Consider the following 24,620-nt stretch of genomic DNA (forward strand, 5'->3'; position numbering starts at 1 on the left):
GGTTCAGCCTCGTGCGGCAAGCGCCTCCGCGGCCTCGCGGGTGATGCCCGTCCTGTCCTCTGGTTGGGTCGAGACATAAAGCGCCGCGGCGGCTTCGGCGAAGAGCGCGGCGTCGGACAGTTCCGTGCCGGACGCGAGTTCGGCGGCGAGCGCCCCGGTGAAGGCGTCGCCCGCACCATGGGTCGTCACGACCGTCACGGGATAGGCGGAGGCCGCGAAGGGCGGGCCGTCTCGGCGGCAGCACAGAAGGCCCTCGGCGCCGAGCGTGACGATGACCGCGTCGGGTCCCTTGGCGAGGATCGCCTCGGCCGCTTCCTCTGGGGCGGTTGCCGGCAGGCCGGACAGGGCCGCCGCCTCCCCACGGTTGACGACGAGCACCGATGTCGCGGCAAGAAGCGCGGGCGGAAGCGGCCGCGCCGGCGCGGCGTTCAGGATCACCCGGGTGCCCTGGCGGGCGGCGACCTCGGCGGCGGCGAGGTTCACGACCTCCGGGATCTCGTTCTGAAGAACGAGGACTCGCGTGCCCTTTGGCGGAATGGCGGCGGCCGGGTCGATCCGCAGGTTCGCGCCGGACACGATGACGGCGCCATAGTCCCCCTTCTTGTCGGTGATCGCGACGCTCATTCCCGAGGCACCGGGAACCTGCGCGACCCGGCTGCGGTCAACGCCGACCTCGTCGAGCGCGGCAAGGAGGATGTCAGCGAAGCTGTCGGTGCCGACGGCTCCGGCCATCTCGGTCCGCGCGCCCATCCGGGCGGCCGCTACGGCCTGATTGCCGCCCTTGCCTCCGAAGACATAGCGGACCGCCTGCCCCACGAGGGTCTCGTCGAGCCGCGGCAGGCGCGGGGCATCGACCATCACGTCCAGATGCAGGGAACCGGCGACGAAGACATCAGCAGCCATGGGTCAACCCTTTCCTGGCCGGTTGCCGCTTCGGGATGTGAGGATCATGCACCACCTCCATAAAGGGCCCCGGCCACGATACGCTGGCTGGCCGCCGCATCCTGCCGGGCAAGCGCCTCCGCGAGCGCCGGGTCCCCGGCGAGACCGGCGGCGATCTGTCGAAGCCGTTCGGTCAGCTCGATATTGGCGCGCGCTTCGGCGATCGGGTCAAGCCCGCCCATGTCGGGAAAGGTATCGAAGTAGATGACGCCGTCATAGCCCGCACGTTCAAGTTCGACGAAGAGTTCCACCGTCTGAGCCGGGTGGACCGAGCCCGAGATGAGACCGTCGTCGCGTTTGCCGTAGCCGTCGTTCAGGTGGACGCCCAGAAGGCGGGAATGCCGTGCCGCAAGGCGCGCGGCGCGGGCCGGAATCTCTCCCGCGTAGAGGGAATGGGCGAAGTCGAGCGTGACGCCAAGGTTGGCGCTGCCCGCGTCGCGCAACGCCAGAAGCGTCGTGGCCATGTCGGGAAGAAGCGCGTATGCGCGCGGTTCGTTCGGCTTGTACTCGACCGCGATGGCGACATCAGGGTCGTGCGCGGCAACCTCGGTCAGGGCGGTCACCGTGTCATCCCACATTCGCGCGTAATCGCCCTGAAAGGAGTAATCCGTGCCGTCCTGCCCGAGCCAGAGCGTCATGAGACCCGCCCCCATCTCTGCTGCAGCGTCAATGCCTCGACGCGTGAGGTCGATCGCGGAGCGACGGATCTTCGGGTCCGGGTGCGTGAATGCTCCGAGTCGGAAGCCCGGGTCCGTGTAGTAGCGCATCGCGAGGCCGTTCACCGCCATGCCTTCATCGCCGAGAAGGCGGGCAAGCTCGGTCGCGGAATGGGCCGTGAAGTGATCGGGATAGTTCACGTCCGCCGCGTCCAGACCGCCGACCTTGCCGGCCGCGCGGATCATGTCGGCAACATTAGGTCTTTCAGGCTGTCCGGCCGCGAGTTTGAAGGCATTGAGGCGGGCGGCGTAGCGGGGGCGGTTCGGGCGGTCTTGTGACATGCGGTCTCCTCTCCCCCCGGGGTCAGTCTGGGCCGAACAGGTCCGGACGTTCGCGTTCAAGCGGGGCGATGTAGGTCATGAGCTGGCCGAGGTGCGCCCGCATCGCCTCGCGGGCGCGGGCCGCGTCGTGCACTTCCAGCGCCGAGACGATCGCGCGATGCTCCTCCAGTGTCGCGACGACGCGGCCGGGCACGGGCAGGATCAGGCGCCGGGCACGGTTCACATGGACCCATGCGGTCTCGGCCACCTGCGCCAGGCGACGATAACCGGTGAAGGCCAGGATCATCGCATGCATCTCGCCATCGACCTTGTAGAAGCCCGAGTAGTCGCCATCGGCCACCAGCGCCTCCTGAACGCGGAGATTGCGCCGGAGTTCGACAAGTTGTGCTTCGGTTATGGCGGGCGCGAGCGCCTCCACCGCAGCGAGTTCGATCGCCTCGCGCAGGAAGGCGCCTTCGCGGATCTCCTCCATCGAGAAGCGGGAGACGAACGTCCCGGCCTGGGGAATGACGTCGACAAGACCCTCCGAGGCCAGTCGCGCTATCGCTTCTGAAACGGGAGAACGGGAAACGCCGAGGCGCTCGCAGATGTCGCCCTTGCGCAGCACCTCACCGGGCCGGTACTCCAGCGCGAGGATCGCTTCGCGGAGTGACTGGTAGGTCTTCTGCGCCAGAGAGCCCGGGAACGCGTCAAGTGTCCGCAGCCGGTGGTCGCCGGTGTCTTTGGGCTCTGGTGGGCGCTGGCTCGGCACTGACATGCTAAAATGCTAGACGCAGGCCAAGCCCGTTTCAAGCAATCCTCACGGTACAGCCAGCGGCCCGCAAAGAGCGCGGGATCAGGTCTTGCTCCGCGGGCTTGCGGCGCAAACCCCGTCCTTGGCCTATTTCCGCTTGGGGCCGAAGAAATCCCACGCGACGAGAGCCACCGTCACCGCAATGACGGCGCCGAGGTCGAGGCGGGGGACCTTCCAGACGAGGATGCCGAGGAAGGCCGTGAGTATCGCGAAAGCGAAAATGGACATCAGGCGGTCGGTCATCGTCAGTCCTCCTGTCCGAGTGTTTCGACGTGGCGGGCAAGCCAGGCCGCAGTGCGCAGAAGCCGTGCGTCGTCGCCACGGCGGCCTACCAGCTGGGCGCCCATCGGCAACCCATTCCCGGCGGTGAATACAGGTATCGTCACGGCGGGCATGCCGCAAAGCGTGAAGACACCGTTGAAGATGGCGGAGCCCGTGGAGCCGAGTCCTTCGGGCGCAGGCCCCGTCGCGGCCGGGACGAGGATAGCGTCGGCGCGCGACAGTATCTCGTCGAAGGCGGCGCGGAAGATGCCGGGCCAGTCGAGCGCGGCGAGGTAGTCGCGCGCCGGGACGGCCCGGCCCTTTTCCATCGCGTCACGCGTCTCTTGCGAAAGCAGCTCCCAGCCGCGCTTCTCGTAGCCGTAGTAGCACTTCGCCATCTCGGCGAAGTTGATACGCTCCCGTATCGCGGCGGCATCGCCGAAGGCGCTGGGAAGCTCCGTTTCGAAGCATTGTTCCCCGAGTGCGCCCGCGAGTTCCTCCATCGCGAGTCGCATCTCGTCGTGCGCCTCATCGAAGCCCGGCAGGCGGACGAAGGCCAGCGTCGGGGCGACGGGTGGCTTCGACTTCGCCACATCGAGCAGACGCGGCGGCGCCAGGAGCTCGGTCGCAGGATCACCTTCGTCGTGGCCGAAGAGGACCTCGGCCAGCATCGCCGCATCTTCGGGCGTGCGGGCGAAGACCCCCACCGTGTCGAGGCTCGGCGATTGCTGCAGGATCCCGGTGCGGGGGATGCGGCCGAAGGTCGGTTTGAACCCCGTGACGCCACAGAAGGACGCCGGCCGGATCACCGAGCCGCCGGTCTGAGTGCCCACGGCAAGCGGCACCATGCCCGCCGCTACCGCCGCAGCGGAACCCTGCGAGGACCCGCCCGGCGTATGGGCGGGGTTTACGGGGTTCCGTGTCTTGCCGGGCGCGAGATACGCGAGTTCGGTCGTCACGGTCTTGCCCACGACGATCGCGCCCGCCGCCTTCAGCCGCGCGACGATCTCCGCGTCACGGTCCGGCACCCGGCCCTTGTCGAGCGCGGCGCCGTTCTCGGTCGGGATACCCTTGGTGTCGATCACGTCCTTCAGCGCGACGGGCAGCCCGTGCAACGGCCCGATCGGCGCGCCGGACATCCGCAGCCTGTCCAGGCGCTGCGCCTCGGCCATGACATGGTCGCCGTCGAGCCAGGCCCACGCCTGCACCTCGGGCTCTCGCGCGGCGATCTGGGCGAGGCAGGCCGAGGCGAGTTCGGTCGCCCTCAGAGCGCCATTCGCGATCCGGTCGCGCAATTCGACCGCAGAAAGGGCGAGGACCGGATATGGTCCTCTCATCTGCTTACTTGCCATAGATCATGTCCGGCAGCCCGAAGACGATGTTCGGATAGATGTAGACTATCGCCATCGAGATGAAGACCATGACCAGGAAGGGCATGACCCCGGAGAAGATCTGCGTCAGCTTCACCTCGGGCGGGGCGATGCCCTTGAGGTAATAGGCCGACATCGCCATTGGCGGGGTCAGGAACGACGTCTGCAGGTTCAGCGCCACGAGGATGCCGAAGAACAGCGGATCCACCCCGAAATGCGGCAGCAAGGGCAGGAAGATCGGCACGAAGATGATGATGATCTCCGACCATTCGAGCGGCCAGCCAAGAAGGAAGATGATGAGCTGCGCCACGAGCAGGAACTGCAGCGGCGTGATGTCGAGGCCCGTCACGAAGTCCGAAATGATCTGCTCGCCGCCGAGATAGGAGAAGACGGCGGAGAAGGTGTAGGAGCCGACGAAGAGCCAGCAGACCATCGCCGTCGTCCGGACCGTCAGGTAGACGCTTTCACGCAGCCGCTGGAAGGTCATGGCGCGGTAGAGAACGGCAAGAACCATCCCGCCCAGCGCGCCGATCGAGGCGGCTTCCGTGGGCGTTGCGAGGCCGAAGAGGATGGAGCCCAGAACCGCCAGGATCAGCACCGCGAGCGGGAAGAAGGAGGTAAGGAGCATCATGAAGAGCTCCCCCCTCGGAACATCGGGCACTTCCTCGCTCGTGGGCTTCGGAGCGACGGAGGGCTGGATCAGCGTGCGGCCGACCACGTAGACGAGGTAGAGGCCTACGAGCAGGAAGCCCGGCAGGAGAGCGCCCGCATAAAGCCGCACGATCGAGACGCCCGATGCCGCGGCATAGACGATCAGCATGATCGAGGGCGGGATCAGTATGCCGAGCGTGCCGCCGGCGCAGATGATGCCCGAGGCGAACGAGGGCTCATAACGGGCCTTCAGCATCTGCGGCAGCGCGAGTAGGCCCATCAGTGTCACGACCGCGCCGACGATGCCCGTAGCTGTCGCGAAGAGCGCACAGGTGATGAGCGCCGCGACGCCCATCGAACCGGGAACGTTCTTCGAAGCCACGTTGAGCGTGCCGAAAAGCCGATCGACGATGTTCGCCCGCTCGACGATGTACCCCATGAACAGGAACAGCGGAACGGCCGTCAGGACCTCGTTCGACATCACCGTGTAGGTCTGGTTGATGAAGAGGTCGAAAATCCGGTTGTTGAAGAAGCCTTCGACCCAGGTGCTCCAGGACGTCCAGGTGTCTGCATCCTCGCCGAGCCTGTTGAAGGCCCGCCACATGCGGTCCCCGTCGAAATAGGCGTAGTAGCCAAAGCCGATCCCCAGCGCCATCAGCGTGAAGGCAATCGGGAACCCAAGGAATACGAGCACGATGAAGATGCCGAGCATCATCAGGGCAACTTGCGGGTCGGTCACGCTGAATACTCCGTTCTTGAGCCGGATGGAGACGGGTGCGGGCGATTACTCGCCCGACTCGGCACGCTGTTTCATGAGAAGGGTTTCGGTCTCTTCCACGTCCTCTTCGGCCACGCGCCAGCGGCCTTCCTTGAGGCAGAGGATGCAGCGGAATATCTGCGCGATACCCTGGATGAAGAGAAGAAGTCCGGCGGCCACCATGACCGTCTTGAACTGGAAGATCGGAACGCCTGCGGGGCTGTTCACGCTGACCTCGCCATAGCCCCAGGAGCGCGAAGCGTATTTCCAGCCCGAAAGGATCAGGGCCGTGACACCCGGAAAGAAGAAGAAGAGGTAAAGGACGAGGTCCACCGCCGCCTGCGCGCGGGCTGGCCAGAGCCGGTAAAGGAAGTCGCCACGCACATGCCCCCCGCGGGAGAGCGTGTAGGCGCCGCCCATCATGAAGAGCGTGCCGTACATGATGAAGGAAACGTCCAGCGACCAGGGCGTGGGAGCATTGAAGATGTAACGGACGAGCACTTCGTAGCTCATCCCGAAAGTCATCAGGACGATGAGCCATCCGAAGGACTTGCCGAACCAGGCCGAAAGCCGGTCGGCAAAGGTTATAAAGGCGATCATCTCAACTGCCCCCTGGTTGCACGTCGCCCGGGGGCGGAAAACCGCCCCCGGACTGCATCATACTCGCTTGTTGCCTCAGAGCTTCAGCTTGCCCGGGAAGTAGTGGTCGTAGGCAAGCGCATAGTCGGGCGAGTTCATCAGTTCGTAGAACGTCACTCGCTCCACCCAGGCGCGCTGGCTGTCGAGCACCTTCTTCATGAAGGGATCTTCCTCCAACGTCGGGATCAGCTGGTCCCAGGCGCTCAGCTGGCCGGACAGAATGTCCTTCGAGGTCCGATGCACGGTCACGCCGCTCTCGTTCTGAAGCTTCTGCAGGTCAGCCGAATAGTTGTCGAGCGCGATCGCGGTGTTCGCGGTCGAGGCCGCCTCGACCGAATAGCGCAGGATCGCCTGGAGGTCCTCCGGCAGGTCCTCGACGAAGTCCCGGTTGAACAGGAATTCGAAGCTTTCGGAGGCCTGGTGGTAGGACGACAGGTAGTAGTTCTTGGCCACGTCCTGGGCGCCGAAGCGGCTGTCCGAGGACGGGTTGTTGAACTCGAACGCGTCGATGACGCCGCGCTCCATCGCAGGCACGATCTCGCCGCCCGGAAGCTGCGCGACCGACATGCCCATGGACTGCAGAAGGTCGGCGGCGAGGCCGACGGTGCGGTACTTGAAGCCCTGGAGATCGGACACGGTGTTCACTTCGCCCTTGAACCAGCCGAAGGGCTGGGCGGGCATCGGGAAGCCGAGATAGCCGATGACGTTGAGGCCCATGATGTCCTGGGTGAGCTCGCGGTAGAACTCCATCCCGCCGCCGGCGTAGAACCAGGCGAGCATCGTGTTGGCCGAACCGCCAAACACCGGGCCGGTGCCGAAGAGCGAGGCGGCCTTGTTCTTGCCGTACCAGTAGACGGGCACGGAATGCGCCGCGTCGAGGACACCGTCATTGACCGCGTCGAGCACCTGGAAGGCGCCCACGACCGCGCCCGAGGGCAGCAGGTCGACCTTGAGGCGGCCGCCGGACATGGCTTCGACCCGATCGGTGTACTGCTTGGCAAAGTCCATCCAGATGTCCGAGGCAGGCCAGGAGGTCTGCATCTTCATCACGATCGGCGCCTGGGCCAGCACGGCCGGCGCAGCGAGCGTCGAGGCGGCGGCAGCGGTGCCGCCGAGAGCGCCTTTGCGAAGGAACGAACGGCGCGACATCTGCGCCGGCGTATCTGATTTCGTCATGTTTTCCTCCCGTATGGTGCAGGTTACAATGAGCGACAAAGCGTCGTGCAAGCCTGATGTGGCAAAGTTTGCTTACCAATCTTCGCAATTCAAGGCCAAACTTGCCTCGAGACCACAGAAAAACGCCCTTCCTCCCCGACCACGCCAGAGAAGCACGGGGAAATAACAGAACTGCGGCATTCCGTCGCAGCCGGCGTCAGTTCGCCCAGGTGGTGTAACCGATCTTCATCGTCGTGCCGTCGTAGCCGTTCACGCGGAACTGCGAGATCCGGCCCTGGTTCGTGCGCACGCAGACATAGGTACCGACCGGCAGCGCCAGGAGCGGGATCTGCGACGACGTGAAGGTCTCGGCCGCACATCCGGCATAGCCGCGATTCGAGCCGTCGCCGCGCGCGAGCTGCGCCCCGTTCCTCGGCGCGATGAACTTCACCGCCGGATTGACCGCACGATACCAGATGTCGACGCCGGGGCCGCCGATCATGCCGTTGTCAAGGTTTGCCGTGTAGGTCTGCGGCAGGTCGAGATGCCCGGTGGATTGGGTGCTGGGGATCGTCGGCAGCGGCGTGGGCGTCGGCAAGGGTGTCGGCAGGGGAAGCGGCATCGGCAGTGGCGTCGGCGCTCCGGGCCAGGTTCCGGTGTAGACCGCGACCGACGACGCCCTCTCGTTGATGAAGGGCCCAAGGACCGGATCGTCGTTCACCACCGTGCGGCAATAGCCGCCGAGGTTCGTGTTCACGCAAAGCCGCGCCCGCGCCGCGCCCTCCAGCCGGACGGAAGAGATACGGTCGTTGAAGGTCGGATTGAGCGCGTTGAGCGTGCCGACGCCGATGCAGAAATGCTGGCCTTCGTAATTCGGGTTCACGTAGAAGCACGCCTGGTCGACGGGCGGCCCCGGTGGAAGCCCCGGAGGCACCCCGCCGTCACCGCAGACGATCGACAGCCTCGGCCCGTCCGCGCCGATCGTGAAGACGAGACGGCAGTCGGGCGCGGGAGCGCCATCGCCGGCTGGCGGCACCGTGGTGAGATAGCTCGAGCTGACCCAGCCGTCCGGCCCCGGGTGCTGGATATGGCACCAGCCATTTGCTTCGCATTCGGTGACGTCCACGACCTCGCCCGGCTCCAGCGTGTCGACTACGCCGTAGCTCGTTCCAGGGCCGGAGCGGACGTTGAGCCAGGTGGAGGACGCCGCCTCGATCGCGCGCGACGCGGCGGACGAGGCGAACACGAACAGTGCGGCAACGAGAACTGAACGCAGGCGGTGCATGGCAGATCCTCCCTTCGGGCTCGGCGCGCTCGCCCCGGCGGGCGCCTTGGGTCCGACGGATGCAAGCCTAGCGCGAAAACGGAGGCGCGGACTTGCTTCAGATCAAGACCTCGGCCGGGCCGGCCAAGCGGCCCCTGCCCCGATGTCAGACCCTTCCCCTGCCGCCCGCGAACAGCTGGCCGGTTCGCGTCTCCAGGTAGTCGCCAAAGGGGATTTCCTCCTGCTTCAGGAAACCCTTCGCGGGCAGCTTGCCGTCCCGCACCATTTCGATCACGGCGGCCACCGAGGCGGAGGTGGTCCAGGCGATTGCGGTGCGATGGCGGCCGGCGATCTCCATCGGGTAGTAGGCGCGGACGAACTCCTTCCGCAGCAGCTGCGGCCCCTGCCAGCCCTCGGCGGCGACGTGGAGGTAGACCACGTCCTCGTCCACCGGAGGCTTCGCGTGGGTAAGGATCTGCCCCGCCAACTCGCGCTTTTCCCGCATCAGAAGCTCGTGGAAGAAGAAGTTCATGAGCTGCACGTGGCCGGGATAGCGCATCGTCTTGTAGTCGATGTTCTCCACCCGCCCGGCGTAGGTTTCGCACATCGTGCCGAGCCCGCCCGACGTCGTGAAAGCCTCGAGCTTCACGCCGTCGACGTAGACCGTCTCGATCCATTCCATGGCCGAGACCATCTTGTGGACACCCTCCTCGATCACCTCGCAATCGTTGAGATACTCGTTCACGACGCCCTCGGGCGACCAGTTGAAGGCGTAGCCGAGAAGCCCGGTCGGGTGCTGCGGCAGCGCCCCGACGCGAAGCCGGATCGAACGCACCCGGTCGAAGCGCCCTGCCAGGTCGGCGCCGACGATACCGACGAGACCGGGCGCGAGGCCGCATTGCGGAGCCATGATCCCGGCCGAGGTTTCCGCGAGATGACGAATGTGCTTCGTCGTCGGCACATCCTCGGTCAGGTCGAAGTAGTGGATGCCGACCGCGCGCGCGGCCGTCGCCACGCCCTTGTTGAGCGCATAGGGCAGACAGGACAGCACCGCCTCGTAGGGCTCAAGGAGCGCGGAAAGCGCACCAGCGTCGCCCAGATCGGCCTGCCGCGTCGGGAATGGCGCCGCACGGGGCACCGCGTCGATCCCCGTCACCTCGAAGCCCGCCTCGGCCAGGAGTTCCGCCGCGAGATGGCCGACCTTGCCCAATCCCAGAACTGCGACCTTTTTGAACGACATGCCCGTTTACCTTTCTTCCGGTTCCTTTCCCGGCATCGCACCGGTTCGCCGCCACATTCGCCCGCTTCCGGGGCGATTTGTTCCGGCATTTCGGCGGGTTCGCGCACGGATCGCACAAAAGTGACGACCCGGCCGGTCAAACTGCCCGGCCGGGTCGCAAAAGGGTCATCGGCGAGGAGCCGTCCGGCTCAGATGTCGAACTTCACCCCTTGGGCAAGCGGCAACTTGGCCGAGTAGTTGATCGTGTTGGTCTGGCGGCGCATGTAGCCCTTCCAGGCGTCCGAACCCGACTCGCGCCCCCCGCCCGTCTCCTTCTCGCCGCCGAACGCGCCGCCGATCTCGGCCCCCGATGGGCCGATGTTGACGTTGGCGATGCCACAGTCGGAGCCGACGGCGGAAAGGAAGGTCTCCGCCTCGCGCAGGTTGAGCGTGAAGATGCAGGAGGAAAGGCCCTGCGGCACGTCGTTCTGAAGCGCCAGCGCCTCTTCGAGGGTGTCGTAGCCCATGACGTAGAGGATGGGCGCGAAGGTCTCCTCCTTCACCACCGCGGTCTGGGCGGGCATCTCGGCGATGGCTGGCTCGACATAGGCGCCACCCTGCGGGACGCCTTCCGCGACGACGCGTCCACCGTGGACCGTGCCGCCTTCGTCCTTCGCGCGTTCGAGAGCCGAGAGCATCCGGTCACGGGACGCGTGATCGACCAGCGGGCCAACGAGCGTCGTGCCCTTGCGGGGATCGCCGATGGGCAGGCTGCCGTAGGCCTTGACGAGGCGTTGGGTCAGTTCCTCGCGGATCGAGTTGTGCGCGATGAGACGGCGCAGCGAGGTGCAGCGCTGACCGGCTGTACCGACGGCCGAGAAGACGATCGCGCGCACCGCCATGTCGAGATCGGCCGAGGGCGCGACGATCATGGCGTTGTTGCCGCCGAGTTCGAGGATCGAACGGCCGAAGCGTTCGGCAACCTTCGGTCCGACGATCCGGCCCATGCGGGTCGAGCCGGTGGCGGAGACGATCGGCACGTCGCGCGAAGTCACCAGCGCCTCGCCGATCGCCGGGCCGCCGATCACAAGTTGCACGAGGCCCTCGGGCGCATCGCCGAAGCGGGCGATCGCGCGTTCCATGGCCTTCATCGTCGCCATCGCGGTCAGCGGCGTCTTCTCGGACGGCTTCCAGATCACCGGGTCGCCGCAGACGAGCGCGAGCGCCGCGTTCCAGGACCAGACCGCGACCGGGAAGTTGAAGGCCGAGATGACGGCGCAAGGCCCCATCGGATGCCAGCTTTCCATCATCCGGTGGCCCGGGCGCTCGGAGGCGATGGTGAGACCGTAGAGCTGGCGCGACAGGCCTACCGCGAAGTCGCAGATGTCGATCATCTCCTGCACCTCGCCCAGACCTTCGGAGACGATCTTGCCGACTTCGAGGGTCACGAGCGCACCGAGGTCATCCTTGGCCGAGCGCAATTCTTCGCCGAGGAGGCGGACGAGTTCGCCCCGGCGCGGCGCCGGCACCTCGCGCCAGGCCCGGAAGGCGGCCTGCGAGCGGGCGATGACGGCCGACATCTCCGCCGGGTCGGTTTCGTGGACCCGCGCTATTTCCGCCCCGTCGATGGGCGAATGCACGACGAGATTGCCGCCGGTGGTCGCAGCGGGATCAAGGCCGAGGGAGGCGAAGAGGGCGGTAAGGCTCGCGGTCATGGCTTCGTTCCTTTTCTGTGGTGGCGCGTCACGGCACAGCGCAGGTCCCGGCTGGACCGGCGCACGGAACCGGACTCGTCCGGGTGTTCGTCGCCTCCTTCATCCCGCGCCCTTGGGCCGGGATCAAGAGCTACGCGACGGCATTTCGGCCCAGCGTGAACGCAGAGGGTCAGCCGAGGGGATAGGTCGCCAGGATGTCGTGCACCGGACGGTCACGCCGGAGGGTCGAGCGGTACAGGTGGAACTCGCCCACGTGGAAGTCGGGAACCGTGAGCAGCGCCTCTCGCGCGGCCGTTTCGCGAGCCTCGTGGAGCGCCGCGCCATGCAGGCCTTCCCGGAAGCGGACGATGGTCAGGTGCGGACGGAACCTTTCGCGCGCAAGCTCCATCCCGGCCGCGCGCGCGGCGCGCCGCACCTTGTCGTGGAGGTCCTGAAGCCGGGGCTCGGGCGCCACGAGCGCGGCGAGGACGCGGGGCGACCGGCCACCGAAGAAGTCGAGCCCGGAAAGGCGGACGCGGAAAGGCTCCGCCCGGATCGAGGAAAGCGCGTGATGCAGTTCCTCAAGGTCGTCCTCGCGCTTCTCGCCGAGGAAGGCCAGCGTCACATGCAGGTTCTCGCGCGCGACGGCGCGGCCGATGCGCAAACGGTCCTGAAGCGCTTCAACGCCGTCGAGTGTTTCACCGGAGGGTTCGATGGCGACGAAGGCACGGATCATGGCGGCCCCTTTGCGGCTTCACCCGAAGGAGGTTAGGGGCGAGGACGACGAAGCGCCAGCCTCTGCCGGCACCACGGCATGGATGGCTTGCCGTTCAACTTCGCAGGGCCATGACGACGGGCGGGAACGCCCATACGATCAGGGCAAGTGCGGAAACTAGGCCGCGGCGCCCCGCCCCGCCGCCGCGCGCGCCCACGCGAGAAGGACGTCGGGATCGCCCGGAAGATTTTCCGCGAGGGGGCCGGCGAAGTCGAGGAATGCTTCGGTCTGGCCAGCCGTGACGGAGGTGAGCACCGGCAACCCGCGTTCGAGAGCCGCGGCGAAGACCGGGCGGAAGCCGCGACCGATCTCGGATTCCTGCTTGCCGAACTTGTTGATGATCACGAGGTCCACCGGGCCGTCGAGCGCCGCGATGACGAGGCCGACCGCACGCTCCAACCCCTGGGGATCCAGCCTGCAACCGGACGCGCCCCGTCCGAGATTCTGGCTGATGCGAACGGTCTCCGCGCCCGCGAGTATGTCGAGGAACATGTCGCAGCGAGGCGTGTCGGGCCGGTCGACATTGGATTGCACTGCACCCGCGATCCGGAATCCCTCGGCCCGGAGCTTCCCTGCCAAATCGTACAACAGCCGGTCGCCCGTGCCGCGTCCCTGCGCCGTTACGTAGCCAAGCATTGCCGCTTCCTGGCCCCCTTGCATGCGTCCACACCGGCATACAGTATATCCTGCACCCTAGGAAACCCTGCCGATGGCAACCAACTTCCCCATCCTTCCGAGACCGGACGATCCACGACTGACCCGACCCGTGGAGGGCGTCGACCAGACCGGCGCGCCCGCGCGGATTTCCGTCGTCGAAGAGCGGCCGCTGACCATCTTCCTGAATTCCCAGGAAATCGTGACGGCGATGACGATCGGGGACTACCCCGAATACCTGGCGCTCGGGTTCCTGCGGAACCAGGGGATGCTGCGCCCCGATGACGAGGTGACGGGCGTCGAGTTCGACGAGGAGATCGAGACGGTCGTCGTGCGCACCGCGCGTTCCACGAGCTACGAGGAGAAGGTGCGCAAGAAGACCCGCACCTCGGGCTGCGCGGTGGGAACCGTCTTCGGCGACATGATGGAAGGGCTCGAGGGCCTTACGCTGCCCAAGGCGGAGATCAGGACGAGCTGGCTCTATTCGCTGGCGAAGGAAATCAACATGACGCCCTCGCTCTACCTCGCGGCGGGGGCGATCCACGGAACGGTGCTCTGCCAGGAGGACCGGCCGCTCGTCTACATGGAGGACGTCGGGCGCCACAACGCGGTCGACAAGATCGCGGGCTGGATGTTCAGCGAGGGCGTGGGCGGGGCGGACAAGGTCCTCTACACGACCGGGCGGCTCACCTCGGAAATGGTTATCAAGACGGCGCTGATGGGGATTCCGGTCCTCGCCTCGCGGTCTGGTTTCACCGGCTGGGGCGTGGAGATCGCGCGGCAGGTCGGCCTGACGCTGATCGGGCGGATGCGTGGCCGGCGTTTCGTCTGCCTTTCGGGGGCTGAGCGGATCGACTGGGACGCGGACCCGCACTCGGTCGAAGAGGAAGACCGCCGCCACCGCAGGAAAGGTTCGGAGGATGACTGACGGCAAGGCAAAGCCGCTCGGCGTGATCCTCGCCGGCGGGCTCGCCACACGAATGGGCGGCGGGGACAAGGGGCTGAAACCTCTCGGCTCCGGGCGGCTCATCGACGAGGTGATCGCGCGCCTTCGCCCGCAATGTGCGAGCCTTGCACTGAACGCGAACGGGGACCCCGCGCGGTTCGCCGAACTTGGCCTGCCGGTGCTGCCCGATGGCTTGCCGGGCAATCTCGGCCCGCTCGCGGGCGTGCTCGCGGGGCTCGACTTCGCGGCGGAACGGGGTTTCAGCCACATCGTCACGGCGGCGGCCGATACGCCGTTCTTCCCGCGCGACCTCGTGGCTCGGCTGACCGAGGCGGCGGAGAAGGCTGGCGCGCCCATCGCGCTTGCCGCCACGCCGGGCGAACGCGGCCTGGACCGGCACCCGACCTTCGGGCTCTGGCCGGTCGCGCTGCGCGAGGACCTGCGACGGGCGCTCGTCGAGGGGCTGCGAAAGATCGTGCTCTGGACCGACGCGCATGGCGCCACCACGGCCGTGTTCCCGGTCGATCCGTTCGACCCGTTCTTCAATGTCAACACGCCGGAGGACCTGAAGGAGGCCGAGGCGCTTCTGGAGGCCGGCACATGAGGGTCTGGGGTGTCACGGGCTGGAAGAACTCGGGCAAGACGCACCTGACGGAGCGTCTGGTGGCCGAGATCACCGGGCGTGGCTTCACGGTCTCGACGATCAAGCACGCCCACCATGACACCGATATCGATCAGCCGGGCCGCGACAGCTACCGCCACCGGGAAGCCGGCGCGCGGGAGGTAATCGTCGCCTCCCCCGCCCGCTGGGCGCTGATGCACGAACTGAGAGGCGCGGGCGAGCCGCCGCTCGAAGACCTCATCGCGCGGCTCTCGCCGGTCGATCTGGTTCTCGTGGAGGGCTACAAGCGCGCGCCGCATCCGAAGATCGAGGCGCACCGCGTCGAGACCGGGCGCCCGCTTCTGGCGCCGGCAAACGCGAGCGTCTGCGCGGTGGCGTCGAACGGCCAGCCGGATGTTCCACTGCCGGTCTTCGACCTGGACGACACGGCGGCGATAGCGGATTTCATCCTGGCCGAGGTGGGCTTGTGAGTTTCGACACGATCATCGTGGTCGACTGGTCGGGCGGCAACGACCGAGGAACGAAGCCGAAGAAAGACGCGATCTGGGCGGCCCTTCTGCGCCGCGACAAGACGGAGCCGCCGCGCTATTTCCGGAACCGCCAGTTGGCAGTGGGATGGCTGCGCGAAACCTTCGAAGCCGAACTCGCCGCCGGGCGGCGCGTGTTCGCCGGCTTCGACTTTCCCTTTGGCTACCCCGACGGTTTTGCCGCCAGGGTAATGGGGCGCGCCGACCCGCTCGCGCTTTGGGACTGGTTCGCCACGGCGATCGAGGACGGTCCGCAGCGCAACAACCGCTTCGAGGTCGCCGGGCGCCTGAACGCGATGTTTCCGGGGACCGGTCCGTACTGGTTCAATTGCCTCAGGCAGGAGATCCCGGGGCTTCCCCGCCGCAAGACGGGCTGGGGCGGCCACGGTCTGGCGGAGCGGCGTATGTGCGAACGCGCCGCCCCGGGGGCGTTCGGCTGCTGGCAGATGGGGGGCGCGGGGGCCGTCGGCTCTCAGGTCATGACCGGCATGGCCGCGCTTTCCCGCCTTCGAGAACGATTCCCCGGCAAGATCGCCGTCTGGCCCTTTGAACCGCTCGACCGGCCGATCGCGCTCGTGGAGGTCTGGCCGTCGCTTTACGCGGAAGCCGTCTTGGCGGCGAGCGGGCCGGACGAGATCAGGGACGCCGCCCAGGTGCGCGTTCTCGCCGACATCATCGCAGGGCTCCGTGACGAGGGGACACTCGATCGGATCCTTGCGGATGTTCCGGACGACGTGCGTGCCGAGGAGGGTTGGATTTTCGGTCTTGCCTCCGATAGAACTGCGCGCGCCGGGGCGGAGCGGATCTTCGCTCCGCCGGAAAACGAACGCTGGGAAGAACTGGCATGCTGACCCCGCCCCGTCTCAGAAACGACTGCTTCGCGATGCCTCAGGGCGTCGCCTGGGTCCCGGTGGACGAGGCGCTGGCGAAGCTCCGCGCGGCGCTGGTCCGGGTCACGGGAACGGAGCGGATCTCGGCGTCCCGAGCTTCCGGCCGGGTACTGGCCGAGGCCGTCGTCGCACGGCGATCGAACCCGCCAACGCCGAATTCGGCGGTCGACGGCTACGGCTTCGCCCATTCCGCAACCGGTAAGGGCGTGCAGCGCCTGCCGCTTGTCGAGGGGCGCGCAGCGGCAGGGCAGCCCTATCGCGACAGCGTGCCCGAGGGCTCCGCGATTCGCATTCTCACCGGCGCGATTCTTCCCGAGGGCGTGGACACCGTCGTTCTGGAGGAGGACTGCGCCACCGACGGCACGACCGTCGCCTTCGATGGGCCAGTGAAGCGGGGAGCCAACACGCGGCCCGCGGGCGAGGACGTGGCGGAGGGCGAGGTGGCGCTGCCCGAGGGGCATCGGCTCGGCCCGGCGGACCTTGCGCTTCTCGCGGCGCTGGGCGTCAGTGAGGTGACGGTTCACCGCCCCCTGAGGGTTGCCGTCCTGTCCACGGGAGACGAGTTGATCCCGGATCCCGGCAGCCCGGCGGAGCCCCATCAGATCTATGACGCGAACCGGCCCATGCTTCTCGCGCTCGCCGCCCGCTGGGGATACGAACCCGTGGACCTGGGTCACTCCAGGGACGCCCCGGACGAGATCGCGGCGCGACTAGACGCGGGCGCCGACAGCGCCGACCTGATCCTGACCTCGGGGGGCGCATCGGCGGGGGACGAGGACCATGTCTCCCGCCTTCTGCGCGAGAAGGGGCAGCTGTCGTCCTGGCGGATCGCGATGAAGCCGGGACGGCCTCTGGCGCTCGCGATGTGGAACGGCGTCCCGGTAATGGGCCTGCCGGGCAACCCCGTCGCGGCCTTCGTCTGCGCGCTGATCTTCGCGCGGCCCGCGCTTTCGCTGCTTTCCGGAGAAGGCTGGACGGAACCGATGGCCTTGACCGTTCCGGCCGCATTCTCGAAGCGCAAGAAAGCGGGACGGCGCGAGTATCTGCGCGCGCGCCTCGACGCGGAGGGCCGTGCCGAGGTGTTCCGCTCCGAAGGCTCGGGGCTGATCTCCAGCCTGTCCTGGGCGACGGGAATCGTGGAACTCCCGGATGAGGCCGTGGACGTCGGGCCCGGCACGCCGGTCCGCTTCCTGCCCTACGCGGGCCTCGGGATCTGAACGACTAGACCCGGCGGATCAGGAAGACCTGCGCGCCCGCCTCCTCGGCCGAACCGAGAAGTTCGTGTCCGGATTCCGAGCAGAAATGCGGCACGTCGACGATGGCCGCGGGGTCGGTGGAAATGAGCCGCAGAACGTCGCCCGGCGCCATGCCCTGAAGCCGCTTTCGGGCTTTCAGCACCGGAAGCGGGCAGCGCAGCCCCGTCGCGTCGATTTCCTGATCCCAAGTCATGGCGGGACAGATATGCGGAACGCCGCTTACTGTCCATCGCGTGCGGAAACGGAATGACAGAATGCGCCGGGGAAACAGCGGCGATTCCGATGGGATTTTTCTGTCGGGCGATAGCTTCGGGGTATTGATCCGTAGCACCTCTCGCGCAATACGGTCGCGCGTCAGACGAAGGAAGGAATAGGGTCATGGCACTCGATCAGCGCGATGGAGTCTGGAAATCCGGCCGTGGACGCGGTCGGGCGACGCCGAAGGGCAGGCAGCTTGACGATGCCGCGCTGGTGGAGGTTCAGTCGCTGCTCGGCGACAGGCCGCGTCGCCGTGATCTGCTGATCGAGTTCCTGCACCTCATCCAGGACGAATACGGCCACCTCTCGGCCCCGCATATGCGGGCTCTGGCCGAGGAGACCGGCATGTCGATGGCCGAGATCTGGGAGGTCGCGACCTTCTATGCGCACTTCGACCCCGTGCGCGAAGGCGAGACCCCTCCCCCCGACCTCACGATCCGGGTCTGCGAATCGCTTTCCTGCGAACTCGCGGGTTCCGAGGCGCTGATCGCGGCGCTTGAGAAGGGTCATGACCCAGCCCGGATCCGGGTCCTGCGCGCGCCCTGTATGGGTCGCTGCGACACCGCCCCGGTTCTCGAGATCGGGCACCTGCACATCGACCACGCGACCCCCAAGAAGGTCGAGGCCGCGATCGAGGCCGGTGATTTCCACGCCGTGATCCCGGAATACGAGACGCTGGCGGCCTATCAGAAGGACGGCGGCTACCAGACCCTGGCCACGCTCCGGAAGGACGGCGACTGGCAGAAGGTTCAGGAAGAGGTGCTGAAGGCCGGCCTCCGCGGCCTTGGCGGCGCTGGCTTCCCCTCGGGCCGGAAATGGGGCTTCGTGCGCGCCAATCCGGGCCCCCGCTACCTCGCCGTCAACGGCGACGAGGGCGAACCGGGCACGTTCAAGGACCGCTTCTACCTAGAACGGCGGCCGCACCTGATGCTGGAAGGCATGCTGATTGCCGCCTGGGCGGTCGAGGCCGAGAAGTGCTTCATCTACATGCGCGACGAATACCCGGCGGTGCTCCACATCCTGCGGACCGAGATCGCGGCGCTGGAAGCGGCGGGCGTGGTCGAACCCGGCTACATCGACCTTCGCCGCGGCGCTGGCGCCTATATCTGCGGCGAGGAAAGCGCGATGATCGAGTCGATCGAAGGCAAGCGCGGCATCCCGCGCCACCGCCCGCCCTACGTCGCGCAGGTCGGCATCTTCGACCGCCCGACGCTCGTCCACAACGTCGAGACGCTGCACTGGATCGCGCGTATCTGCCGCGAGGGACCGGAGATCCTGTCCTCGACCGAGAAAAACGGCCGGAAGGGCCTGCGTTCCTACTCCGTCTCGGGCCGCGTGAAGAACCCGGGCGTCCACCTCCTGCCCGCGGGTTCGACGATCCGCGACGTGATCGAGGCGGCGGGCGGCATGGCAGAGGGGCACGAGTTCAAGGCCTACCAGCCGGGCGGACCGTCCTCGGGCCTCCTGCCGGCGTCGATGGATGAAATCCCGCTCGATTTCGACACGCTCCAGCCGCACGGCACCTTCATCGGATCGGCTGCCGTCGTGGTCCTGTCCGACAAGGATTCGGCCCGCGCCGCCGCGCTGAACATGCTGCGCTTCTTCGAATCCGAAAGCTGCGGGCAGTGCACGCCCTGCCGGGTCGGCTGCGAGAAGGCAGTGAAGCTCATGCAGGCTCCGAAATGGGACCGTGAGCTTCTGGACGAACTCTGCACGGTGATGGCCGACGCATCCATCTGCGGGCTTGGCCAGGCCGCGCCGAACCCGATCCGCCTTACAATGAAACACTTCGGGGATGAGGTGTAAGATGACCGAGACGATCAAGTTCACGCTCGACGGCCGCGAAGTCACCGCCAAGCGCGGCCAGACGATCTGGGACGTAGCCAAGGGCGGCGGGCTCATCATCCCGCATCTCTGCCATAAGCCGCAGCCGGGCTACCGCCCCGACGGCAACTGCCGCGCATGCGTCGTGGAGATCGAGGGCGAGCGGACGCTCGCTGCCTCGTGCATCCGCGAGCCCTTCGAGGGCATGGTCGTCCACACCACCTCAGAGCGCGCCAGGAAGGCTCGCGAGATGGTGATGGAGCTTCTGGTCGCCGACCAGCCTGCGCAGGAAAAGGCGCATGACCAGTCCTCCCACCTCTGGAAGATGGCCGAAGAGCAGGGCGTCAAGGAAAGCCGCTTCCCGGCACTCGAGCCCGATCACATCCCGCTTCTCGACGACAGCCACGTCGCGATGCGCGTCAACCTCGACGCCTGCATCCAGTGCGGTCTCTGCGTCCGCGCCTGCCGCGAAGTGCAGGTCAACGACGTGATCGGAATGGCGGGCCGTGGCCACGACGCCTACCCGACCTTCGACTTTGCCGACCCGATGGGCCAGTCGACCTGCGTCGCCTGCGGCGAATGCGTGCAGGCCTGCCCGACGGGCGCGCTGATGCCGGCGACGGTCGTGGACGATGCGCAGGTCGGCGACCGCGCCGACTTCGACGGCGAGGTGAAGTCCGTCTGCCCGTTCTGCGGCGTGGGCTGCCAGGTCTCCCTCAAGGTCAAGGACGGCCAGGTCAAATATGTCGAGGGCATCAACGGCCCCGCGAACGAGGGCCGTCTTTGCGTCAAAGGCCGCTTCGGCTTCGACTACATCCACCACCCGCACCGCCTGACGAAGCCCCTGATCCGCCGCGAGGACGCGCCCGCGAAAGGCCTGAACGTCGATCCGGCGAACTGGCAGGAGTTCTTCCGCGAGGCGTCCTGGGAAGAGGCCCTGAACGCGGCCGCCAACGGTCTCGCCACATTGCGTGAAAAGCACGGCGGCAGGTCGGTGGCCGGCTTCGGCTCGGCCAAGTGTTCGAACGAAGAGGCCTACCTCTTCCAGAAGCTGATCCGCCAGGGCTTCGGCCACAACAACGTCGACCACTGCACCCGTCTCTGCCACGCCTCTTCGGTCGCGGCGCTGATGGAGAACGTGGGCTCGGGCGCCGTGACCGCGACCTTCAACGAGATCGAGAACGCCGACGTGGCGATCGTGATCGGCTGCAACCCGATCGAGAACCACCCCGTCGCCGCGACCTACTTCAAGCAGTTCACGAAGCGCGGCGGCAAACTGATCGTCATGGACCCGCGCGGCGTCGGCCTGCGCCGTTTCGCGACGCACATGCTGAAGTTCCGCCCCGGCGCGGACGTGTCGATGCTCAACGCGATCATGCATGTGATCGTCGAGGAGGGTCTCTACGACCGCCAGTACATCGAGGCCTATACCGAGAACTGGGAAGCCGAGAAGGCGCATCTGGCGAACTTCGCGCCCGAGAAGATGGAAGCCATCTGCGGCATCCCCGCCGAAACGCTGCGCCAGGTCGCGCGCGACTTCGCGACCGCCAAGGCCGGGATGATCTTCTGGGGCATGGGCGTTTCCCAGCACATCCACGGCACCGACAACTCGCGCTGCCTGATCTCGCTCGCGCTGATGTGCGGCCATGTCGGCCGGCCGGGCGCGGGTCTGCACCCGCTGCGCGGTCAGAACAACGTGCAGGGCGCGTCCGACGCGGGTCTCATCCCGATGTTCCTGCCCGACTACCAGACCGTCACCGACGACTCGATCCGTTCGAAGTTCTCCGGCGTCTGGGGCACGGGCGACTTCTCGAACGAGAAGGGCCTGACCGTGACCGAGATCCTCGATGCGGTCCATCACGGCGACATCAAGGGCATGTACATCCTGGGTGAGAACCCGGCGATGTCCGACCCGGACCTCAACCACGCACGCGAAGCGCTGGCGATGCTCGAACACCTCGTCGTTCAGGACATCTTCCTGACCGAAACCGCGAACTTCGCCGACGTGATCCTGCCCGCCGCCGCCTTCTACGAGAAGTCGGGCACGGTGACGAACACCAACCGCCAGGTCCAGATCGGCCGTCCCGCCGTCCCGCCGCCCGGCGAGGCGCGCGAAGACTGGGCGATCACGGTGGAGCTTGCCAGGCGTCTCGGCCTCGGCTGGACCTACACGCATCCGCGCGAGGTCTTCGCCGAAATGAAGCTGACCATGAAGTCCCTGGACAACATCACCTGGGAGCGGCTGGAAAACGAGGGCGCCGTGACCTATCCGAGCCTCTCGCCCGAGGATCCCGGCCAGCCGATCGTGTTCGGCTCGGGCTTCCCGCGCGCAGGTGGCAGGGCGAAGTTCACGCCGGCGAGCGTGATCCCGCCCGCGGAGGTTCCGGATGCCGAGTACCCGATGATCCTGACCACGGGCCGGCAGCTCGAACACTGGCACACCGGCTCGATGACGCGCCGGTCCAAGGTGCTCGACGCGGTGGAACCGGAGGCGAACTGCTCGCTCCACCCGGCGACGCTGCGCAAGCTCGGCGTGGAGCCGGGCGGCCGCGTGCGGCTCCAGACCCGGCGCGGCGAGATCGTCTTGCTGGCGCGGGCCGACCGGGCCGTGGCCGAGGACATGGTCTTCGTTCCCTTCGCCTATGTCGAGGCAGCGGCCAACATCCTGACGAACCCCGCGCTCGACCCCTACGGGAAGATCCCGGAATTCAAGTTCGCGGCCGTGCGGATCACGGCCGAAGAGGAAGGCGCGGTCGCCGCGGAATAACGGCTTCTCGGCACGAAATCCGGGAAGCGGCCCTTGGCTGAAAGGGCCGCTTCCCCTCCCCCGACGGGTCGCAGACCCCGGGCCGGGGAAGACCGGACCCATCCCTCGCCAATCAATCGGGAACACGCTGCCACACGAAGGTCTCCAGTGCCTTCGCGTTCCGGCGGCTGACGAAGATCACCGAATCGCGGCGGCCGAAAATCGCGGCGAGCCTTCAGGTGACGATCGGACCCGGCGGCCGGCCATCCGCAAATCCATGCCGTCGCCGGGGGTCAACGCATGCCGCCGCAGCTATCGTCTTGTCCGGTGACCCCGCCCCCTGTAGTTGGGCGCAGGCGTCGACCACCGACACGTGGCCGCGCGCCGTGAGACGGATTGAGACCGCGTGCGAATGGCCCGCGCCCGGCAGGACGAAATCCACAGGAAACAACGTGTCGGAGTATGACCGCAATGCTGAAGGCCAAACTGGGGATTTCCCCGATTTGCTGGTGGAATGACGACCTCGTCGAACTGAGCGACGACGTGTCCCTGGAGGAATGCCTGCGACAGGCTTCGCTCGCGGGTTACACGGGCATGGAAACGGGCCGACGTTTCCCCATGAACTACGCCGAACTCGGGCCGATCCTCGCGAAACACGGGATCTCCGTCTGTGGTGGCTGGTTCTCGGGCACGATCCTCGAAGGCGACATCGAGGAGAACAAGGACCGCATCCGCGCCCAGATGGACCTCTTCATCGCGGCGAAGGCCCCCTGCATCGTCTATGGCGAGGTCGCAGGCTCGATCCAGGGCAATCGCACCGCGCCGCTGACCACCAAGCCGCGCCTTTCGGATGCCGAGATGAAGGCCTACGCCCGCCGGATGACAGAATTCGGCGAATGGTGCGCAGAGCAAGGCATGCCGCTCTCCTACCACCACCACATGGGCGCGGTCGTCCAGTTCGAGGACGAGATCGACGCCTTCATGAGCCATTCGGGCGAAGGCATCCCGCTTCTGTACGATGCCGGCCACCTCGCGTTCGCCGGTGGCGACGTCCTCGGCGTGATCGACCGTCACCACAAGCGCATCACCCATGTCCACACCAAGGACGTGCGCATGGAGGTCATCAGCGGCCTCGACCGGACGAAGGAAAGCTTCCTCGACGCAGTCATGAAGGGCGCCTTCACCGTTCCCGGCGACGGCTCGCTCGATTTCGAGACAATCGTGAAGCGCCTCGCCTCCCACGGATACGAAGGCTGGTTCGTCGTCGAGGCCGAACAGGACCCCAAGAAGTGCCCGCCGCTGGAATGGTCGACAAAGGGCAACGAGGAACTGCACCGGGTGATGGCGCTGGCCGGCTACGAGGTCGTGAACTGACCTGGACGGTGCCAGCGGCCCGATCCGAGCCGCACTCAGGATCCGGGGCGCGGGGAAAACCCTCGCGCCCCCTTTTCGTCAGGGGCTGGTCACGACCGGAATACGCGGGCTTTCCGTGTCCTTCTGCAACCGCGCTGCCAGCGCGACGGTAAGTGCCTGCGCGAGGCACATCGGCGCGGCGAGCGAGCGCGAGAAGGTGTATTCATGCTCGGGCACCGCGAAGAGCGCGCTCGCGTTCTTCGCAAGCGGCGACAGCGTGCTGTCGGTGATCGCCACGACCGGAACGCCCCTCGCCGCCGCTGCCTCCGCGACGTTCACCACCTCGGTCGCGTAGAACCGGAACGAGACGGCGAACAGCAGGTCATCCGGCCCCGCGAGCTTGCCGATATGCGTTGCCAGCCCTCCTCCCGGATCCAGCAGGACCGTTCGCTTCCCGAGCATCGTCAGCACGTAGCGAAGAAGCTCCACGACCGGGACGGAACGGAGTTGCCCGATCAGATAGATCGTCTCCGCCTTCTCCATCAGGTCCGCCGCGCGCGAGATCTGCTCGGCCGTGACATCCGAAAGAAGGTCGTGCAGCGACGTGAGGTCCCGCACCACGAGATCGCGCAGGAAGCCGAAATCGCTCTTGTCCTCCTTCTCGCCAAGCTCCTCCTCGAGCGCCTTGACGCGGGCATCGAACCCCGGCGCCGCCGTGGAGAGGCGACGCTGGAAGACCGTCTGAAGCTCCTTGAACCCCCGGAACCCCAGCGCCTGCGCGAAACGAACGAAACTCGAGGCGTGGATGCCGCATTTCTCGGCAATGGAGTTCACCGAAAGGACCGCGACATCGTTCGGGTTCTGCGTCAGGAACAGGGCGATCTTCTGGTAGGTCTTGCTCATGCCCTCGTAGCGGTCATGGATCAACCGGATCAGATCCTCATAGCTCCGTGGCGGGGTGTCGCCCTTTGTTTTTTCCGCCGCTTTCCTGCCCATCGACCCGCCTGTCCAATACCCGGTTCCAGA

The 24,620-nt window shown here is 66.9% G+C and carries 23 protein-coding genes; 8 read left to right on the forward strand and 15 right to left on the reverse strand.

The genetic code is table 11. From position 1 onward, the window contains the following. Positions 1-3 precede the first annotated feature (3 nt). The 13 genes from ABCN56_RS18480 to ABCN56_RS18540 form a co-directional block, all read right to left on the reverse strand. Positions 4-903: a PfkB family carbohydrate kinase gene (locus ABCN56_RS18480; protein ID WP_343082309.1), complete on the reverse strand. Its 900-nt coding sequence runs from the start codon at positions 901-903 to the stop codon at positions 4-6. A 44-nt stretch (positions 904-947) separates the two neighbouring features. Continuing rightward, the gene (locus ABCN56_RS18485) at positions 948-1,940 is read right to left on the reverse strand and encodes a TIM barrel protein (RefSeq protein ID WP_343082310.1); all 993 of its coding nucleotides are present in this window, start codon (positions 1,938-1,940) and stop codon (positions 948-950) included. A 22-nt stretch (positions 1,941-1,962) separates the two neighbouring features. Further along, the gene (locus ABCN56_RS18490; RefSeq protein WP_343082311.1) at positions 1,963-2,697 is read right to left on the reverse strand and encodes a GntR family transcriptional regulator; all 735 of its coding nucleotides are present in this window, start codon (positions 2,695-2,697) and stop codon (positions 1,963-1,965) included. 123 nt (positions 2,698-2,820) lie between these two features. Further along, on the reverse strand, positions 2,821-2,976 hold the full coding sequence (locus ABCN56_RS18495; RefSeq protein ID WP_343082312.1) for a hypothetical protein: 156 nt from the start codon (positions 2,974-2,976) through the stop codon (positions 2,821-2,823). Positions 2,977-2,978: 2 nt separating this feature from the next. Further along, the gene (locus ABCN56_RS18500; protein WP_343082313.1) at positions 2,979-4,331 is read right to left on the reverse strand and encodes an amidase; all 1,353 of its coding nucleotides are present in this window, start codon (positions 4,329-4,331) and stop codon (positions 2,979-2,981) included. 4 nt (positions 4,332-4,335) lie between these two features. After that, a complete protein-coding gene (locus tag ABCN56_RS18505; RefSeq protein ID WP_343082314.1) occupies positions 4,336-5,754 on the reverse strand; it encodes a TRAP transporter large permease in 1,419 nt (472 codons plus the stop codon). 45 nt (positions 5,755-5,799) lie between these two features. Beyond that, complete coding sequence (locus tag ABCN56_RS18510; protein WP_343082315.1) at positions 5,800-6,372, reverse strand: TRAP transporter small permease subunit; 573 nt, start codon at positions 6,370-6,372, stop codon at positions 5,800-5,802. Positions 6,373-6,447: 75 nt separating this feature from the next. Next, positions 6,448-7,587 (reverse strand): TRAP transporter substrate-binding protein, encoded by a 1,140-nt coding sequence (locus ABCN56_RS18515; protein ID WP_343082316.1) that lies wholly within the window; start codon positions 7,585-7,587, stop codon positions 6,448-6,450. 196 nt (positions 7,588-7,783) lie between these two features. After that, on the reverse strand, positions 7,784-8,851 hold the full coding sequence (locus ABCN56_RS18520) for an SH3 domain-containing protein (RefSeq protein WP_343082317.1): 1,068 nt from the start codon (positions 8,849-8,851) through the stop codon (positions 7,784-7,786). A gap of 145 nt (positions 8,852-8,996) precedes the next feature. Then, a complete protein-coding gene (locus ABCN56_RS18525; RefSeq protein WP_343082318.1) occupies positions 8,997-10,070 on the reverse strand; it encodes a saccharopine dehydrogenase family protein in 1,074 nt (357 codons plus the stop codon). Between the two features lie 188 nt (positions 10,071-10,258). After that, a complete protein-coding gene (gene amaB, locus ABCN56_RS18530) occupies positions 10,259-11,764 on the reverse strand; it encodes an L-piperidine-6-carboxylate dehydrogenase (protein WP_343082319.1) in 1,506 nt (501 codons plus the stop codon). 169 nt (positions 11,765-11,933) lie between these two features. Then, positions 11,934-12,479 (reverse strand): RNA 2',3'-cyclic phosphodiesterase, encoded by a 546-nt coding sequence (thpR, locus tag ABCN56_RS18535; RefSeq protein WP_343082320.1) that lies wholly within the window; start codon positions 12,477-12,479, stop codon positions 11,934-11,936. A gap of 156 nt (positions 12,480-12,635) precedes the next feature. Further along, entirely contained in the window at positions 12,636-13,154 is a 519-nt protein-coding gene (locus tag ABCN56_RS18540; RefSeq protein WP_343082321.1) for a DUF2478 domain-containing protein, read from the reverse strand. 73 nt (positions 13,155-13,227) lie between these two features. Here ABCN56_RS18540 and ABCN56_RS18545 point away from each other — a divergent pair, with 73 nt between their 5' ends. From ABCN56_RS18545 to ABCN56_RS18565, 5 genes are read left to right on the forward strand one after another with little or no spacing between them, the layout of a single operon-like run. Then, positions 13,228-14,100 carry a formate dehydrogenase accessory sulfurtransferase FdhD gene (locus ABCN56_RS18545; RefSeq protein WP_343082322.1) on the forward strand — a complete coding sequence of 291 codons (873 nt, stop codon included), beginning with the start codon at positions 13,228-13,230 and terminating at the stop codon, positions 14,098-14,100. Next, positions 14,093-14,722, forward strand: a complete 630-nt coding sequence (gene mobA, locus ABCN56_RS18550) for a molybdenum cofactor guanylyltransferase MobA (protein ID WP_343082323.1) — start codon at positions 14,093-14,095, stop codon at positions 14,720-14,722. Before ABCN56_RS18545 ends, mobA begins: the two co-directional genes overlap by 8 nt. Next, a complete protein-coding gene (mobB, locus tag ABCN56_RS18555) occupies positions 14,719-15,210 on the forward strand; it encodes a molybdopterin-guanine dinucleotide biosynthesis protein B (protein WP_343082324.1) in 492 nt (163 codons plus the stop codon). The genes mobA and mobB overlap by 4 nt, the downstream gene beginning before the upstream one ends. Further along, positions 15,207-16,118, forward strand: a complete 912-nt coding sequence (locus tag ABCN56_RS18560; protein WP_343082325.1) for a molybdopterin guanine dinucleotide synthesis — start codon at positions 15,207-15,209, stop codon at positions 16,116-16,118. The genes mobB and ABCN56_RS18560 overlap by 4 nt, the downstream gene beginning before the upstream one ends. Further along, positions 16,112-17,374 (forward strand): molybdopterin-binding protein, encoded by a 1,263-nt coding sequence (locus ABCN56_RS18565; RefSeq protein ID WP_343082326.1) that lies wholly within the window; start codon positions 16,112-16,114, stop codon positions 17,372-17,374. The genes ABCN56_RS18560 and ABCN56_RS18565 overlap by 7 nt, the downstream gene beginning before the upstream one ends. A gap of 4 nt (positions 17,375-17,378) precedes the next feature. Here ABCN56_RS18565 and ABCN56_RS18570 read toward each other — a convergent pair whose 3' ends face one another. Next, positions 17,379-17,606 (reverse strand): sulfurtransferase TusA family protein, encoded by a 228-nt coding sequence (locus ABCN56_RS18570; RefSeq protein ID WP_343082327.1) that lies wholly within the window; start codon positions 17,604-17,606, stop codon positions 17,379-17,381. Between the two features lie 185 nt (positions 17,607-17,791). On the opposite strand from ABCN56_RS18570, the gene ABCN56_RS18575 reads away from it, so the two are divergent. The 3 genes from ABCN56_RS18575 to iolE all read left to right on the forward strand — a co-directional run bounded on the left by ABCN56_RS18575 (position 17,792) and on the right by iolE (position 23,615). Further along, positions 17,792-19,477 carry an NAD(P)H-dependent oxidoreductase subunit E gene (locus ABCN56_RS18575; RefSeq protein ID WP_343082328.1) on the forward strand — a complete coding sequence of 562 codons (1,686 nt, stop codon included), beginning with the start codon at positions 17,792-17,794 and terminating at the stop codon, positions 19,475-19,477. A 1-nt stretch (position 19,478) separates the two neighbouring features. After that, positions 19,479-22,262, forward strand: coding sequence for a formate dehydrogenase subunit alpha (gene fdhF, locus ABCN56_RS18580; RefSeq protein WP_343082329.1), 2,784 nt, complete (start codon positions 19,479-19,481; stop codon positions 22,260-22,262). A 450-nt stretch (positions 22,263-22,712) separates the two neighbouring features. Next, the gene (gene iolE / locus ABCN56_RS18585) at positions 22,713-23,615 is read left to right on the forward strand and encodes a myo-inosose-2 dehydratase (RefSeq protein WP_343082330.1); all 903 of its coding nucleotides are present in this window, start codon (positions 22,713-22,715) and stop codon (positions 23,613-23,615) included. A 78-nt stretch (positions 23,616-23,693) separates the two neighbouring features. Here iolE and ABCN56_RS18590 read toward each other — a convergent pair whose 3' ends face one another. Then, positions 23,694-24,590, reverse strand: coding sequence for a MurR/RpiR family transcriptional regulator (locus ABCN56_RS18590; protein ID WP_343082331.1), 897 nt, complete (start codon positions 24,588-24,590; stop codon positions 23,694-23,696). Positions 24,591-24,620 lie beyond the last annotated feature (30 nt).

Source organism: Ostreiculturibacter nitratireducens (genome assembly GCF_032670585.1).
Taxonomy (GTDB): Bacteria; Pseudomonadota; Alphaproteobacteria; order Rhodobacterales; family Rhodobacteraceae; genus Ostreiculturibacter; species Ostreiculturibacter nitratireducens.

What these genes read in the sequence shown, in the direction of transcription:
- ABCN56_RS18480 (WP_343082309.1), bottom strand. Translation starts at nt 903, where the DNA reads ATGGCTGCTGATGTCTTCGTCGCCGGTTCCCTGCATCTGGACGTGATG.
- ABCN56_RS18485 (WP_343082310.1), bottom strand. Translation starts at nt 1,940, where the DNA reads ATGTCACAAGACCGCCCGAACCGCCCCCGCTACGCCGCCCGCCTCAAT.
- ABCN56_RS18490 (WP_343082311.1), bottom strand. Translation starts at nt 2,697, where the DNA reads ATGTCAGTGCCGAGCCAGCGCCCACCAGAGCCCAAAGACACCGGCGAC.
- ABCN56_RS18495 (WP_343082312.1), bottom strand. Translation starts at nt 2,976, where the DNA reads ATGACCGACCGCCTGATGTCCATTTTCGCTTTCGCGATACTCACGGCC.
- ABCN56_RS18500 (WP_343082313.1), bottom strand. Translation starts at nt 4,331, where the DNA reads ATGAGAGGACCATATCCGGTCCTCGCCCTTTCTGCGGTCGAATTGCGC.
- ABCN56_RS18510 (WP_343082315.1), bottom strand. Translation starts at nt 6,372, where the DNA reads ATGATCGCCTTTATAACCTTTGCCGACCGGCTTTCGGCCTGGTTCGGC.
- ABCN56_RS18515 (WP_343082316.1), bottom strand. Translation starts at nt 7,587, where the DNA reads ATGACGAAATCAGATACGCCGGCGCAGATGTCGCGCCGTTCGTTCCTT.
- ABCN56_RS18520 (WP_343082317.1), bottom strand. Translation starts at nt 8,851, where the DNA reads ATGCACCGCCTGCGTTCAGTTCTCGTTGCCGCACTGTTCGTGTTCGCC.
- ABCN56_RS18525 (WP_343082318.1), bottom strand. Translation starts at nt 10,070, where the DNA reads ATGTCGTTCAAAAAGGTCGCAGTTCTGGGATTGGGCAAGGTCGGCCAT.
- amaB (WP_343082319.1), bottom strand. Translation starts at nt 11,764, where the DNA reads ATGACCGCGAGCCTTACCGCCCTCTTCGCCTCCCTCGGCCTTGATCCC.
- thpR (WP_343082320.1), bottom strand. Translation starts at nt 12,479, where the DNA reads ATGATCCGTGCCTTCGTCGCCATCGAACCCTCCGGTGAAACACTCGAC.
- ABCN56_RS18540 (WP_343082321.1), bottom strand. Translation starts at nt 13,154, where the DNA reads ATGCTTGGCTACGTAACGGCGCAGGGACGCGGCACGGGCGACCGGCTG.
- ABCN56_RS18545 (WP_343082322.1), top strand. Translation starts at nt 13,228, where the DNA reads ATGGCAACCAACTTCCCCATCCTTCCGAGACCGGACGATCCACGACTG.
- mobA (WP_343082323.1), top strand. Translation starts at nt 14,093, where the DNA reads ATGACTGACGGCAAGGCAAAGCCGCTCGGCGTGATCCTCGCCGGCGGG.
- mobB (WP_343082324.1), top strand. Translation starts at nt 14,719, where the DNA reads ATGAGGGTCTGGGGTGTCACGGGCTGGAAGAACTCGGGCAAGACGCAC.
- ABCN56_RS18565 (WP_343082326.1), top strand. Translation starts at nt 16,112, where the DNA reads ATGCTGACCCCGCCCCGTCTCAGAAACGACTGCTTCGCGATGCCTCAG.
- ABCN56_RS18570 (WP_343082327.1), bottom strand. Translation starts at nt 17,606, where the DNA reads ATGACTTGGGATCAGGAAATCGACGCGACGGGGCTGCGCTGCCCGCTT.
- ABCN56_RS18575 (WP_343082328.1), top strand. Translation starts at nt 17,792, where the DNA reads ATGGCACTCGATCAGCGCGATGGAGTCTGGAAATCCGGCCGTGGACGC.
- fdhF (WP_343082329.1), top strand. Translation starts at nt 19,479, where the DNA reads ATGACCGAGACGATCAAGTTCACGCTCGACGGCCGCGAAGTCACCGCC.
- iolE (WP_343082330.1), top strand. Translation starts at nt 22,713, where the DNA reads ATGCTGAAGGCCAAACTGGGGATTTCCCCGATTTGCTGGTGGAATGAC.
- ABCN56_RS18590 (WP_343082331.1), bottom strand. Translation starts at nt 24,590, where the DNA reads ATGGGCAGGAAAGCGGCGGAAAAAACAAAGGGCGACACCCCGCCACGG.